The organism is Blastococcus capsensis (genome assembly GCF_030165005.1).
GTDB lineage: Bacteria > Actinomycetota > Actinomycetes > Mycobacteriales > Geodermatophilaceae > Blastococcus > Blastococcus capsensis.
The window spans coordinates 175,365-189,029 of record NZ_JASNNW010000012.1 but is presented as its reverse complement, the minus strand read 5'-3'; the positions used below and the strand labels follow the sequence as shown (position 1 = coordinate 189,029).

The 13,665-nt window shown below is 72.6% G+C and carries 10 protein-coding genes and 1 tRNA gene; 4 read left to right on the top strand and 7 right to left on the bottom strand.

Annotated elements, in window-relative coordinates; all coding sequences use genetic code 11:
• The first annotated feature begins 80 nt into the window (after positions 1-80).
• A complete protein-coding gene (locus tag QOZ86_RS12715; RefSeq protein ID WP_284493342.1) occupies positions 81-1,244 on the top strand; it encodes an IS701 family transposase in 1,164 nt (387 codons plus the stop codon).
• Between the two features lie 172 nt (positions 1,245-1,416).
• Here QOZ86_RS12715 and QOZ86_RS12710 read toward each other — a convergent pair whose 3' ends face one another.
• Positions 1,417-3,009: a phospholipase D family protein gene (locus tag QOZ86_RS12710; RefSeq protein WP_284492335.1), complete on the bottom strand. Its 1,593-nt coding sequence runs from the start codon at positions 3,007-3,009 to the stop codon at positions 1,417-1,419.
• Positions 3,010-3,083: 74 nt separating this feature from the next.
• Here QOZ86_RS12710 and QOZ86_RS12705 point away from each other — a divergent pair, with 74 nt between their 5' ends.
• Both QOZ86_RS12705 and QOZ86_RS12700 read left to right on the top strand, forming a co-directional pair.
• Entirely contained in the window at positions 3,084-4,349 is a 1,266-nt protein-coding gene (locus tag QOZ86_RS12705; RefSeq protein WP_284492334.1) for an aspartate kinase, read from the top strand.
• Entirely contained in the window at positions 4,346-5,404 is a 1,059-nt protein-coding gene (locus QOZ86_RS12700) for an aspartate-semialdehyde dehydrogenase (RefSeq protein WP_284492333.1), read from the top strand. The genes QOZ86_RS12705 and QOZ86_RS12700 overlap by 4 nt, the downstream gene beginning before the upstream one ends.
• A 138-nt stretch (positions 5,405-5,542) precedes the next feature.
• Here QOZ86_RS12700 and QOZ86_RS12695 read toward each other — a convergent pair whose 3' ends face one another.
• The 3 genes from QOZ86_RS12695 to QOZ86_RS12685 form a co-directional block, all read right to left on the bottom strand.
• A complete protein-coding gene (locus QOZ86_RS12695; protein ID WP_284492332.1) occupies positions 5,543-7,414 on the bottom strand; it encodes a S9 family peptidase in 1,872 nt (623 codons plus the stop codon).
• Positions 7,415-7,480: 66 nt separating this feature from the next.
• A tRNA-Pro gene (locus tag QOZ86_RS12690) sits at positions 7,481-7,554 on the bottom strand.
• 60 nt (positions 7,555-7,614) lie between these two features.
• The gene (locus tag QOZ86_RS12685; RefSeq protein WP_284492331.1) at positions 7,615-8,526 is read right to left on the bottom strand and encodes a metallophosphoesterase; all 912 of its coding nucleotides are present in this window, start codon (positions 8,524-8,526) and stop codon (positions 7,615-7,617) included.
• Between the two features lie 54 nt (positions 8,527-8,580).
• On the opposite strand from QOZ86_RS12685, the gene QOZ86_RS12680 reads away from it, so the two are divergent.
• The gene (locus tag QOZ86_RS12680) at positions 8,581-9,033 is read left to right on the top strand and encodes a GatB/YqeY domain-containing protein (protein ID WP_284492330.1); all 453 of its coding nucleotides are present in this window, start codon (positions 8,581-8,583) and stop codon (positions 9,031-9,033) included.
• A 48-nt stretch (positions 9,034-9,081) separates the two neighbouring features.
• On the opposite strand, the gene QOZ86_RS12675 is transcribed toward QOZ86_RS12680, so the two are convergent.
• From QOZ86_RS12675 to bagA, 3 genes are read right to left on the bottom strand one after another with little or no spacing between them, the layout of a single operon-like run.
• Positions 9,082-11,319: a transglycosylase domain-containing protein gene (locus QOZ86_RS12675; RefSeq protein ID WP_284492329.1), complete on the bottom strand. Its 2,238-nt coding sequence runs from the start codon at positions 11,317-11,319 to the stop codon at positions 9,082-9,084.
• A 40-nt stretch (positions 11,320-11,359) separates the two neighbouring features.
• The gene (gene bagB, locus QOZ86_RS12670) at positions 11,360-12,580 is read right to left on the bottom strand and encodes an ATPase BagB (protein ID WP_284492328.1); all 1,221 of its coding nucleotides are present in this window, start codon (positions 12,578-12,580) and stop codon (positions 11,360-11,362) included.
• Positions 12,577-13,647, bottom strand: coding sequence for an ATPase BagA (gene bagA, locus QOZ86_RS12665; protein ID WP_284492327.1), 1,071 nt, complete (start codon positions 13,645-13,647; stop codon positions 12,577-12,579). The genes bagB and bagA overlap by 4 nt, the downstream gene beginning before the upstream one ends.
• Positions 13,648-13,665: the final 18 nt, after the last annotated feature.

Genomic DNA, 13,665 nt, shown 5'->3' with positions numbered 1-13,665 from the left:
CTAGTACTACAGCCGCAAGGTTTTGAGTGGCCGCGGCGTGTCTGCCGGACTGCGGCGATCGGGCCGGTGACCTTGGCTGGATGGTCGAAGATGTCAGTGTGGCCGAGGTCGAGGGCTGGGCAGTCGGCCTGGAAGAGGTGACCTGGCGGATCGGGCCGCGGTTTTCTCGGCCGCAGCCGCGTGCGCAGGCCGGCGCCTATCTGCGGGGTCTGTTGTCGGGGGTGGAGCGCAAGAACGGGTGGACGCTGGCCGAGCAGGCCGGTGATCAGACCCCGGATGCGACCCAGCGGTTGCTCAACCACGCCGAGTGGGACGCCGACGGGGTCCGCGATGACCTGCGCGAATACGTCGTGGAGTACCTCGCCGATGACGACGCGGTGCTGGTGATCGATGAGACCGGCTTCCTGAAGAAGGGCAGCAAGTCCGCCGGGGTGGCCCGGCAGTACTCCGGTACGGCGGGGCGGATCGAGAACTCCCAGATCGGGGTGTTCCTGGTCTACGCCGCTGCGGCCGGGCGGACGTTCATCGACCGGGAGCTGTATCTGCCCAAGGCCTGGACCGATGATCGTGCCCGCTGTGCTGAGGCTGGTATCGGCCCGGAGGTGGAGTTCGCGACCAAGCCGGAGCTGGCTCTGCGAATGCTCATCCGGGCCCTGGACGCCGAGGTGCCGGCCGGCTGGGTCGCCGGTGATGAGGTCTACGGGCAGAACGGCGCCCTGCGGCTGGCGCTGGAGGAACGTCGCATGGCCTACGTGCTCGCCGTCCCGGTGAACCAGCACGTCATCGCCACCATCGACGACCGGCCGGCCGGCACCCGGGTCGATGCGCTTTCGGCCGCCGTGCCCGAGGCGGACTGGCAGCGACTGTCGGCCGGTGTCGGCGCCAAGGGCCACCGGCTCTACGACTGGGCGCGCATCCCGATCCGGTCATTGGATGAGCCCGGCCGGTACTGGCTGCTGGTCCGTCGCCGCCTCACCGATGGCGAACTGGCCCACTATCTGTGCTTCTGCCCGGCGCAGGCGTCGCTGGCCGACCTGGTCGGCGTCGCCGGCCGTCGCTGGGCGATCGAGGAATCCTTCGAGACCGGCAAGGGCGAAGTCGGCCTGGACCAGTACCAGGTCCGCCGCTACGACGCCTGGTACCGACACATCACCCTCGCTTGCTGGGCACACGCCTTCCTCACCGTCACCCGCGCCGCCACCAGCGGCGAAAAAGGGGGGTCCCGAACCTGCACGGCGAGCTGACCGAGCTCTCACTGCCCGAGATCCGCCACCTGATCACCTGCCTGGTTTGGGCACCGCAGCACCCACCCCAGCAAGTCCTGGACTGGTCGCACTGGCGCCGCAGACACCAGGCCCGCGCCCGCCGCTGCCACTACGCCCGACGCGGCTCCGCCAGTGAAATGCGGCTGTAGTACTAGAAGGCCTTGCGCCGGCGCAGGCGCAGTGGGCGGCCGTCGGGGTCGACCAGCAGCCGGTAGACGGGTGTGGCCCAGAGACGGGTCGGCCAGGGCAGCTTCTCGGGGCGGTGCGGCCGGAGTCGTCCCGGTGGGCGGGGGCCGCGCCGGCCCTGCTCGTGCCAGTCGTCCAGGGCGTTCGCCCGGGCTTCGAGGGTCGCCACGAAGCGGTCGGGATCGAGCAGCAGGTCGTCCTCGCTGCCGTTCCGCGGCAGGTCGAGGTGCTCGCGGGCCAGTTCCAGCCGCAGGTCCCGGGCGAAGGTCCGGGCGCAGTCGCCGGTGCCGGCCGGGTCCCGCGGCTCGCGGGGGTCGTGGCTGGTGTCGAGCACCGCGATGGACAGCTCGCTGTCGTGGGTCCACGACCGCCGGTTGAAGTTGTCACTGCCCACCGCTGCCCAGGTGTCGTCGATCACGCAGACCTTGGCGTGCACGTAGACGGGCATGCCTGCGGGGTTCTCCACGTCGAAGACGTGCACCCGCCCGGGCCCGGCCTGCTCGCAGCGCTCGATCGCCTGCCGGTGCCCGATGTGCTGCGGAACCTCGGAGAACCGCCCCTCGTGGTCCGGCGCTCGCGGGACGACCACGACCAGGTGCATGTCCGGGGAGCGGGTCAGCGCATCGGAGAACAGCCGGGCGACGTCGGCCGACCAGAGGTACTGGTCCTCGATGTAGACCAGCCGCCGGGCCCGGTCGACGGCCTTGCGGTACCCGCGGGCGACCGAGCGCTCCCCGTTCGGGGCGAACTCGTAGGACGCCCGGATCGTCGGATAGGTCTGCAGCAGCTGGACCAGGTGCGGCCCGCACGGTGGCGGGGGAGGGAGCGGGTCCGGCAGGGGATCGGGCTGCAGCCGGGCGTCGTGGAGCTTGCCCCGCACCCAAGCCAGAGGATTGTGCGCCAGCGGGTTGGTGGGGTCGTCCCATCGCTCGCGGAAGACGGCCTCGATGTCGGCGACCGCCGGCCCCTTGACCTGCACCTGGACGTCGTGCCACGCCGGGCGGTCCCCGTACAGGCTCGCCATCGGCACCGGCTGCGGATCGCCTTCGTGATCGGCGTCGTCGCGCCGGCCGTGGCACAGGTCGATGCCACCGACGAAGGCGACGTCGCGACCCGGGTCGTGGCGGTGACGGGCGACGACGAACTTCTGGTGGTGCGACCCCATCCACCTGACCCGCTGGTCGAGGACCACCTGGCCACCGGCCTTCTCCACCTCGCGGTCGAGGGCGCGGTTCTGCTCCTTGCTGAACTGCATCCGGTCCATGTGGGACCGCCACACCAGCCCACGGACGGTGACGCCGCGGTCCAGCGCCCGCTGGAACAGCTCCGCGACGGTGGGCCCGTCGGGACGCAACCGCTCGTCGGGGTCGCCGCGCCAGTCGGTGAAGTAGACGTGGTCGTCCGGGCCCAGCCCGTCGACCACGTCGACCAGCCGGTCGAAGTAGGCCGCACCGTGCACCAGGGGCTCGGCGAGATTGCCCTCGCTGCACGCCTCCAGCCCGGACGCCGGGTTGCCGCGCTCGTCGGCGCGCAGCAGCCACCGCTCCGCTTCGTCCATCCGGTGATGACATCCGAGTCGCCGGTCGGACGCAAACGACGGCGACCGCGGCCACGCCGGTAACCTGTGGACCCGTGGCCCTCGTCGTCCAGAAGTACGGCGGATCCTCCGTCGCCTCCGCAGCGCACATGAAGCGTGTCGCCGAGCGGATCGTCGCCGCGAAGAAGAACGGCGACGACGTCGTGGTCGTGGTCTCCGCGATGGGTGACACCACCGACGAGCTGCTCGATCTGGCCAGCCAGATCACCGACGACCCGCCCGGCCGGGAGCTCGACATGCTGCTCACCGCCGGCGAGCGGATCTCCATGGCGTTGCTGGCGATCGCCATCTCCGAGCACGGCTACGAGGCCCGGTCCTTCACCGGCTCGCAGGCCGGTGTCATCACCACGGGCAGCCACGGCAGGGCGCGGATCATCGACGTCACCCCCGGCCGGCTGCGCGATGCGCTGAACGAGGGATCGGTCGTCATCGTCGCCGGGTTCCAGGGCGTCAGCCAGGACACCAAGGACATCACCACGCTCGGCCGCGGCGGCTCCGACACCACCGCCGTCGCCGTCGCCGCGGCACTGAACGCCGACGTCTGCGAGATCTACACCGATGTCGACGGCGTCTTCACCGCCGATCCGCGCATCGTGCCCAACGCCCAGCGGCTCGAGACGATCACCTACGAGGAGATGCTCGAGCTGGCGGCGTCCGGCGCCAAGGTGCTCATGCTCCGCTGCGTCGAGTACGCCCGCCGCTACGGCATCCCCGTGCACGTCCGCAGCTCCTACTCACAGCTCCCCGGCACGATCGTGGCCGGCTCGATGGAGGACCTCCCGGTGGAACAGGCGATCATCACGGGCGTTGCGCACGACCGCTCCGAGGGCAAGATCACCGTCTTCGGGGTGCCCGACCGGCCGGGTGAAGCCGCGCAGCTGTTCCGGGTGCTCGCCGACGCCGAGGTCAACATCGACATGATCGTGCAGAACGTGTCGGCCGAGGCCAGCAAGCTCGCCGACATCTCCTTCACGCTCCCCAAGAGCGACGGCCCCACCGCACTGGCGGCGCTGGAGCGGGTCAAGCACACGGTCGGCTACACCGACGTCAGCTTCGACCAGCACATCGGCAAGGTCTCGCTGGTGGGCGCCGGCATGCGGTCGCACCCCGGCGTGTCCGCGAAGTTCTTCGGCGCGCTGGCCGACGCCGGTGTCAACCTGGAGCTGATCAGCACCTCGGAGATCCGGATCTCCGTGGTCTGCCGCGACACCGACGTGGACATCGCCGTCCGCGCGGTGCACGACGCGTTCGACCTCGGCTCCGACGTCGAGGCCGTCGTCTACGGAGGGACAGGACGATGACCACCATCTCCACCAGCGGCCTGCGGGTCGGCATCGTCGGCGCGACCGGCCAGGTCGGCACCGTCATGCGCGAGATCCTCGCCGAGCGGAACTTCCCGCTCAGCGAGCTGCGGTTCTTCGCCTCTGCGCGCTCCGCCGGCAGCACCCTGCCGTGGGCGGGCGGCGAGATCACCGTCGAGGACGCGGCCACCGCCGACCCGACCGGCCTGGACATCGCGATCTTCTCCGCCGGCGCGACGACGTCCAGGGCCCAGGCGCCCCGCTTCGCCGAGGCCGGCGTCACCGTCATCGACAACAGCTCCGCCTGGCGCCGCGACCCCGACGTCCCGTTGGTCGTCAGCGAGGTCAACCCGCACGCCCTCGCCGACATCCGCAAGGGCATCGTCGCCAACCCCAACTGCACGACCATGGCCGCGATGCCGGTGCTCCGGCCACTGCACGACGAGGCGCAGCTGGTCCGCATCGTCGCGAGCACCTACCAGGCCGTCTCCGGCAGCGGCGTGGCCGGCGTGGAGGAGCTGCACGGGCAGGCGAAGGCCGTCGTGGAGAAGGCCGACGCGCTCACCCACGACGGATCGGCCGTGGTCTTCCCCGACCCGGTCAAGTACGTGGCGCCGATCGCGTTCAACGTGCTGCCGATGGCGGGCTCGGTCGTCGACGACGGCTCGTTCGAGACCGACGAGGAGCAGAAGCTCCGCAACGAGAGCCGCAAGATCCTCGGCATCCCGGATCTGCGCGTCTCGGGCACCTGCGTGCGCGTGCCCGTCTTCACCGGGCACTCGCTCTCGCTGAACCTCGAATTCGCGCGTGAGCTCTCCGTCGAGCGGGCCACCGAGCTGCTGTCGGCCGCGCCCGGCGTCGAGCTGTCCGACGTGCCGAACCCGCTCCAGGCGGCCGGCCGGGACCCCAGCTACGTCGGCCGGATCCGGCAGGACCAGGGGGTCGAGGGCGGTCGCGGCCTCGCGCTGTTCGTCAGCAACGACAACCTGCGCAAGGGCGCCGCACTCAACACCGTCCAGATCGCCGAGCTCCTTGCATCGTCACGCTCCGCGTGACACCGCTGCCAGGAGCCGTCCCGGCCTGAGCTGAGCCTCATCCGGCCCACGCGTCGGGGAGCCTCCGGCCCCCGCTCCGCGCGGACCCTGGCCGACCCGTCCCTCGGGGAGCCTCCGGCCCCCGCTCGGGACGGGTCCCTAGGGCTTCACGTGCCGCAGCGCGAACGCCAGCGCGATCTCCACCTGCCGGATGGTCTCCTCGATCACCAGCGAGCCGTGGCCGGCGTCGAAGCGGTACACCTCGTGCTCCTTGCCGAGCTCCTCGAGGCCGGCCAGGTAGTTGTGGATCTGCCGGATCGGGCAGCGCGGGTCGTTCGCGCCGGCCACCACGAGCACCGGCGCGGCGACGGCGTCGACGTAGGTGATCGGCGAGGAACGGACGTAGACGTCGCGCACCTCGTCGGGTGACCCGCCGAACAGCGCCCGGTCGTAGGCCCGCAGGCCCTCCATCTCGTCCTCGTAGGCGGCCAGGTAGTCGGCCACCGGCACCTCCGCGATACCGGCTGCCCAGCGCTCGGGCTGCGTGCCGAGCCCGAGCAGGGTGAGGAAGCCACCCCACGAGCCGCCGGTCAGCAGCGCCCGCGACGGGTCGACGACGCCCTCGGCCACCAGCGCGTCGTAGACCGCGCCGATGTCCTCCAGCTCGGTGAGCCCCGGCCGGCCGGTGAGCGCGTCCCGCCAGGTCGACCCGTAGCCGGTCGATCCCCGGTAGTTCACGTGCACGACCGCGTAGCCGGCGTCGACGTAGGCGGCCCGGCGGGCGCGGTAGGAGTCGTCGTCGGCCGCCTCCGGCCCGCCGTGCACCAGGAACGCCGTGGCGTACGGGGCCGGGCCCTGCGGCCGGACCAGCAGCGCGTGCACGTCCCCGCCCGGGCCCGGCACCCAGCGGTCCTCCACGGGGTACGCCGCCGGGGGCTCCTGGTCGCTCACCGAGAGCACGACCGGGCCGTCGGCCCGGCGGATCACCGGCGGGCGCTCGGAGTTCGACCAGGCCAGCTCCACGGTGCCGTCGGGGCGCGCCGTGGCCCCCCGGACGACGCCGGGCGGGGTCTCCACCCGCTCCAGCGCACCCGAGACGAGGTCGTAGCGGTAGAGCTCCGTGCGGGCGGCGTGGTCGTGGCCCACCAGCAGCGCCGAGCCGTCGGGGTACCAGCCGGCCGTGACGTCGCCGGGCAGGTCGAGCACGATCTCGGTCTCGGTGTCGGCGGCGACGTCCCAGACCAGCAGCTCCTCGCGGCCCCGCCGCTCGTGGCCGACCAGCAGCCGCCGGTCGCCCGGCTGCGGCGCGAACTCCAGGGCGTGCAGCCCGAGCCCGTCGCCGTCCCACTTCTCGGCCACGACGGCGTCATCGACGGTCCGCAGCACCCGAAGGGCCGGGTAGCGCGGGTCGCCGTGCTCGGAGTGCGAGATGACCAGCAGCTCGTCGTCACGGGTCAGCGCGTCCACCGAGGCCGGGTCGGGGTGCCGGTAGACCACCCGCGGCGCCCCGCCGTGGGGGGCGAGCCACAGTTCGCTGCCGTCGTCCGTGCTGCGACCGATCGCCACGAGCGACCTGCCGACCTCGAGGCCCGCCGGGTAGGCCGGCCCGACCTCCGGGACGGCGACGGCGTCCTCCCCGCCCTCGAACGGCTGGGTCATCCACACGCCGAACTCGTCGCCGTCGTCGTCGGCGAACCACCAGATCGTCTCGCCGTCGGGGCTCAGCGTGGCGACGAGGGTGCCGTTGGGGCGGTCGGTGACCTGCCGGTGAGCGCCGCTTCCGCGGTCCCAGGCGTACTGCTCGACGACGCCGCTGACGTCGGAGGAGTAGAGGTTCCGGTGCGGGGCCTCCTCCGCCCAGTCCGGCAGGGAGACCCGGGGCGTCCGGAACCGGGCCTGCCAGCGGGCGGTGACCTCGGGCGGAAGGGCGGGGGTGGCCTGCTCGGCGGTCACGCGCCGCGCCTCGCCGGCGCGCGTGGAACGCGTGCCCCAGTTGCTCTGTCCGTTGGTTCCGCTCGCACGCTCGCTCACGTGCCCATCCTCGCAGCGTCCCGGAACGACTCAGGGGCCGCCTTCCGGCGGCCCCTGAGCGGAGGGTCGGGGTGACAGGATTTGAACCTGCGGCCTCGTCGTCCCGAACGACGCGCGCTACCAAGCTGCGCCACACCCCGAGGTGCGTCGTCGAGTCTAGCGCTGCCCCGTTGCCGGCTCGGCGGCGGGGGACCGGGTGATCAGGCCGGGCGCGCGGTGAGCGTGAGCAGCGTGGCTTCGGGCGGGCAGGCGAACCGCACCGGGGCGTACGGGCTGGTGCCCAGCCCGGCCGAGACGTGCAGCCAGGTACCGGCCGGCCGACCGGTCGCGGGCGGGGCCCAGCGGTGCAGCCAGCGCACCCGGTCGCGGTCGATGCCGCAGTTGGTGACCAGCGCGCCGTAGAACGGTACGCGCAGCTGCCCGCCGTGGGTGTGCCCGCACAGCAGCAGGTCGTAGCCGTCGGCGGCGAACCGGTCGAGCACCCGGGGCTCGGGGGAGTGCGCCAGGCCGATGCGGACGTCGGCCTCCGGATCGGCCGAGCCCCCGACTAGGTCGTAGCGGTCCCGCTTCAGGTGCGAGTCGTCCACGCCGGCGAAGGAGATCCGCCGTCCCCCGACGGTCAGCTCGCCGGCGGCGTTGGTGAGGTCGAGCCAGCCGCGGGCGAGCATCCCGTCCCGCAGGTCCCGCCAGGGGAGCTCCGTGCCGTGCACCCGCCTGTGGTCGGGCCAGAAGTACTTCAGCGGGTTCTTCGGCCGGGGCGCGTAGTAGTCGTTGCTGGCCATGACGAAGGCGCCGGGCCGGTCCAGCAGCGGGTCGAGAGCGCGCAGCGTGCCGGGGACGGCGTCGACGCCGGCGAGGTTGTCCCCGGTGTCGATGACCAGGTCGGGCTCCAGCTCGGCCAGCCCGGCGACCCACTCCTGCTTGCTGCGCTGGCCGGCGGTCATGTGCAGGTCGGACACGTGGAGGATCGTCAGCGGCGCCGACCCGGGGGCGAGCACCGGGACGTCGAACCGGCGCAGGGTCCAGCGGGTGCGCTCGTAGAGGCTCGCGTAGGCGGTCACCGCTGCGCCGGACGCGACGGCGGCGGTGGGGACGGCGGTGTACCAGCGCACGGTCGTAGAGCCTACGGGCGCACGTCGCACCGGCGTCGTGCCAGGCTTGGTCCCGTGTCCGACCTCAAGGAACAGCTGCGCACCGACCTGACCACCGCCATGAAGGCCCGCGACGAGCTGCGCACCGCCACGCTGCGCATGGTGCTCGCCGCCGTCAGCGCCGAGGAGGTGGCGGGCAAGGAGGCCCGCGAGCTCACCGACGACGAGGTGCAGGCGGTGCTCCGCCGGGAGGCCAAGAAGCGCCGGGAGGCCGCCGAGGCGTTCGGGTCGGCCGGCCGCGCCGAGCAGGCCGCCCGCGAGCAGGCGGAGGGCGAGGTCCTCGCCGGTTACCTGCCGGCCCAGCTCGAGGACGCCGACCTCGCCGCGATCGTCGCCGACGTGATCACCCGCACCGGCGCCTCGGGCATGACGGACATGGGCAAGGTCATGGGCGCGGCGAACGGTGTCGTCGCCGGCCGGGCCGAGGGTGCCCGGGTCGCCGCCGAGGTGCGCCGCCAGCTCGGCTGAGCAGGCCCCGTCCTCCGCACCGCGCGCGGTGCGGAGGACGGTCCTTCGTCAGTTGGGCGTCGGGGGCGTGCCGGGCTCGGCCGGTGGTGCCGGCACGTCCGCGGGCGGTGTCGCGGGCTCCGCAGGCGGCGCGACGGGCGGTGGCGTCGAGGAGCCACGGTTGCGCCGACGGTCGTCGTCGTCGTCGTCGCCGTCGCCGTCGCCGTCGGAGGACCGGTTGCCGATGGGCGGTGCGTCGACGCCCCGGCCCGCGTACCTGGGGTCGGCGGGCTGGAACGCCGCGGGGGCCTGCGCCGACAGGATCGGCAGCATCGCGTCGTGCCAGATGCTGGCCGGCTTGCCGCCGCCGTAGCCGCCGACGCTCTGGTTGTCCCGCGGGCGGAACACCATGACGCTTGCGGTGTACTGCGGGGTCGAGCCGACGAAGGTCACCGAGTCGTTGGCGTTCACCGTGCCGGTCTTGCCGGCGATCTGGTGATCGGGGATGTAGGCCCGCGACCCGGTCTGCATCCGGTTCCCCGGCTCGACGTCCCTGCGCATCATCTGGTTGAGCGTGTGGGCGAGCCCGGGCTCGATGACCTGCTCGCACCGATCACCCTTCACCACCGGCTCGCCGTCCTCGCCGGTCAGCGGCTCACCGTTGGGCTTGGTGATCGAGAGGACCGGCGTCGGGGCGCACTTGACCCCGCCGGCGGCGATGGTCGCGTAGGCGTTGGCCAGATCCAGCGGGCTGACGCCGTCGGTCCCGAAGGCGAACGACGGGCGGTTCTCGTCGATGATCTGCTGGGCCGGGGTCTGGGTGATCGAGTAGTCGAAGTTCATGCCCAGCCGCTGCGCCATCTCGACGGCCGGCTCGATCCGGCCCAGCGCGTCCTCCAGCGCCAGGAAGTAGGTGTTGGAGGACATGTAGAGCGCCTGCGTCATGGTCAGCGTGTTCGGGTAGCGGCTGCCCACGTTGCCGATCTCGTACGGCTCGATCTTCCGGGTCTCCGGGTCGTACGACTCGTACACCCGGGAGGTGTAGGGCTCGGGCGTGGTGATGGTGTGGCTGGCCGGCAGCCCCTTCTCCATCGCCGCCGCGGCGACGAAGGTCTTGAAGGTCGACCCCGATCCCTTGGTGGGGATGGTCGCGAAGTTGATCGACTCGCAGCCGGCGGCGGGGTCGCCGCAGCCGAACCTGCGGTTCACGCTCATCGCGAGCACGTGCCCGGTGCCCGGCTCGATGGCGTCGAAGACCCCGACCACCGGGGCTCCCATGCCCACCGTGTTGAGCACCGCCTGGTCGCCGGCGGCCTGCATGTCCGGGCGGAGCGTGGTCTGGATGGTCAGCCCACCCTTCTCCAGGTCGGCCTGGGTCAGCCCGACGGTCCCGATCAGGTAGTCCTTGGCGTAGGCGCAGAAGAACCCGCCGATGGACGCGTCGATGCAGCCGTTCGGCGGAGCCAGACCCGGCGTGACCTGGACCGGCTGCGCGGTGTAGTCGGTCAGCTCCTGCGCGCTGATGTGGCCCAGGTCGTGCATCCGCTGCAGCACCTGGTTGCGCCGCTCCACGGCGTTCTCCGGGTTGCTGATGGGGTCGTCGGTGCCCGGGTTCTGCACGAGGCCGGCCAGCATCGCCGCCTGGGGGACGGTCAGGTCGGTGGCGTTCACGCTGAAGTATCGCTGGGCGGCGGCCTGGATGCCGTACGCGCCCTGCCCGAAGTACACGATGTTCAGGTACCGGGTGAGGATCTCGTCCTTGGAGTAGGTGTCCTCCAGGGCGAGCGCCAGGCGGGCCTCGCGGAGCTTGCGGCCCACCGTCTCGGCGTTGGCCGCCTCGCGCGCCTCCGGGGTCTTCGCCGTCTGCAGCAGGGTCTGCTTGACCAGCTGCTGGGTGAGGGTCGAGCCGCCCTCCCGGACAGAGCCGGCGGCGAGGTTCGTCATCAGCGCCCGCATGGTGCCCTGGACGTCCAGGCCGTTGTGGTCGTAGAAGCGGGAGTCCTCGATGTCGACCAGCGCCTGCTTCATCACGTCGGCGATCTGGTCCGAGGTCACCGGCGTGCGGTTGTGCTCGTAGAAGTTCGTGATGAGCGTGCCGTCGGCCGCCAGCAGCCGGCTGGGGCCGGCCGGGGTCTCGTCGGTGAGCTCGACCGGGAGCGCGTCGAGCAGCGAGACGGAGTTCCGTGCCACCAGGCCGGGGCCGCCGACCCAGGGCAGCAGGAGACCGGCCACGAGCGCACCGGCGACGACGATCGTCGCGGCGAGCTTGGCGAGCACACGGGAACGGAGGCGCGCGTTTTCCGACATCGCGGCCAGGGTACGTCGGTCCGGCTGGTCGCCGCCGCCCTCAGCCGCGGCGCGCGGGGAAGACTCGCGTCCTCGGCGTGCCGGTCGGCGTGTCGTCGTCGGCCCCGGTCAGCGCCTCGGCCATCCCCCGCAGCCCGTCCACGTCGTGGACGTCTCCCGCAGCCGCCGGCACCGTGCGCACCGCCACCTCGGGGTGGGCGCTGGTGAAGCGGTCGGCCAGGTGCTGCTCGCGCGCGGCCTGCTGCATGCGCTCGGCGTGCACCCGCAGCGCGGCGGCGGTCAGCGCCGCGGTGTCCCCGCCGGACTCGGCCACCTCCTCCGCGGCCCCTTCGGCGCGCGTGGCCGACAACGCGGTCGTCGCCGGGGGATGGGTGCGGTTGAGCACCAGCCCGGCCAGCGGCATGCCCTCCGCCGACAGCCGGTCGACGAAGTAGGAGGCCTCCCGGAGGGCGTCCGGCTCGGGAGCGGCGACCACCACGAACCAGGTGCCGGGACGGCGGAGCAGCTCGAAGGTCGCGGTCGCCCGTTCCCGGAAGCCGCCGAACATCGTGTCCAGGGCCGCCACGAAGGCGGAGATGTCCCGCAGCAGCTGGCCGCCGAGGATCTTGCTGATGATCCGGCTGAAGAACAGGAGGCCGGCGCTGGCGAACTTGAACCCGGTCCGGCTGGGCGCGGTGAGCAGCCGGATCATCGTGCCGTCGAGGAAGCGGCCCATCCGGTTCGGCGCGTCCAGGAAGTCCAGCGCGGACCGCGACGGCGGGGTGTCGACGATGATGAGGTCCCACCGGTCGGCGGCCCTCAGCTGACCCAGCTTCTCCATGGCCATGTACTCCTGCGTCCCGGCGAACGAGGACGAGAGCGCCTGGTAGAAGGGGTTGTCCAGGATCTGCTGGGCGCGCTCGGGCGTGGAGTGAGCGGTGACGACGTCGTCGAACGTCCGCTTCATGTCCAGCATCATCGCGTGCAGTTCGCCGTCGATCCCGGGGACGTCGACCCGCCGCGGCTCGTTGTCCAGCTCCACCAGGCCGAGCGACTGCGCCAGCCGCCGCGCCGGGTCGATGGTGAGCACGACGACGCTCCGCCCGGCCTCCGCGGCGGCCAGCGCCAGCGCGGCCGACGTCGTCGTCTTGCCGACGCCGCCGGCGCCGCAGCAGACGACGATCCGGGTGGCCGGGTCGGCGATCAGCTGCCCCAGGTCCATGGCGGGCGCCTGCCCCCGGCCCTGCCCACCCGCGGGGGCACCGCCCGGCGCCGCGCTCACGCGGGGCCCCCGCTCGCTCCCGCGGGGCGCTCCGCTCCTCGCTCGTCCCTCGCTGCGATGCTCACGCCCCTGTCCGCTCGCCCCACCTCCGTGCGCAAGGGGTCCTCCAGGCGGTCGGCCAGCTCGAACAGGCAGCCCAGGTCCATGGGACCGGGGAGCTGTGGCAGCTCCACGGTGGGGCGGCCGAGCGCGGCCACCTGGTCGCGCAGCGCATCCTGGGCGGCCCAGCGGCGGGCGTGCTCCACCACCTCGGCGGCCAAGGCGTCGGCCAGCGCCGCGCCCCCGGGCAGGCCCGCCGCGGTGAGCGCGGGGGAGAGGTCGGCGCCGGACAGCTCGCCGGCGGCTGCGCGGGAGAGGGCGTCGGCAGGCAGCACCGGTTCGGTGGCCATGTTCACGACGACGGAGCCGATCGGCAGCCCGGCCTTCTCCAGCTCGGCGATGGCGTCGGCGGTCTCCTGCACCGGCATGTCCTCGAGGATCGTCACCAGGTGCACCGCCGTCTGCGGGGAGCGGAGCACCGCCATGACGCCGTCGCTCTGGGTCTTGATGGGCCCGGACCGGGCCAGCTGCGACATCTCCCCGGTGACCCCGAGGAACCGGGTGATCCGTCCGGTGGGCGGAGCGTCGACGACCACGGCGTCGTAGACCTCCCGGCCGTTCCGGCGCCGGGTCACCGCTTCCTTGATCTTGCCGGTGATGAGCACGTCGCGCAGACCCGGCGCGATGGCGGTGGCGAAGTCGATGGCGCCCATCTTGCGCAGCGCCCGCCCCGCCCGCCGGAGGTTGTAGAACATGTCGAGGTAGTCCAGCAGGGCTTCCTCGACGTCGATGGCCAGCGCCTTCACCTCCCCTCCGCCGCGGGCGACGGCGACGCGGCGCTCCTCGTAGGGCAGCGGGGGTGTGTCGAACAGCTGGGCGATGCCCTGCCGACCCTCGGTCTCCACCAGCAGCACCGACCGCCCGTCGGCGGCCAGCGCCAGGGCCAGGGCGGCGGCGACGGTGGTCTTCCCGGTCCCGCCCTTGCCGGTGACCACGTGCAGACGCGCGGAGGGCAGGTCGGGGATCACGGCACCAGCGTAGAAGAA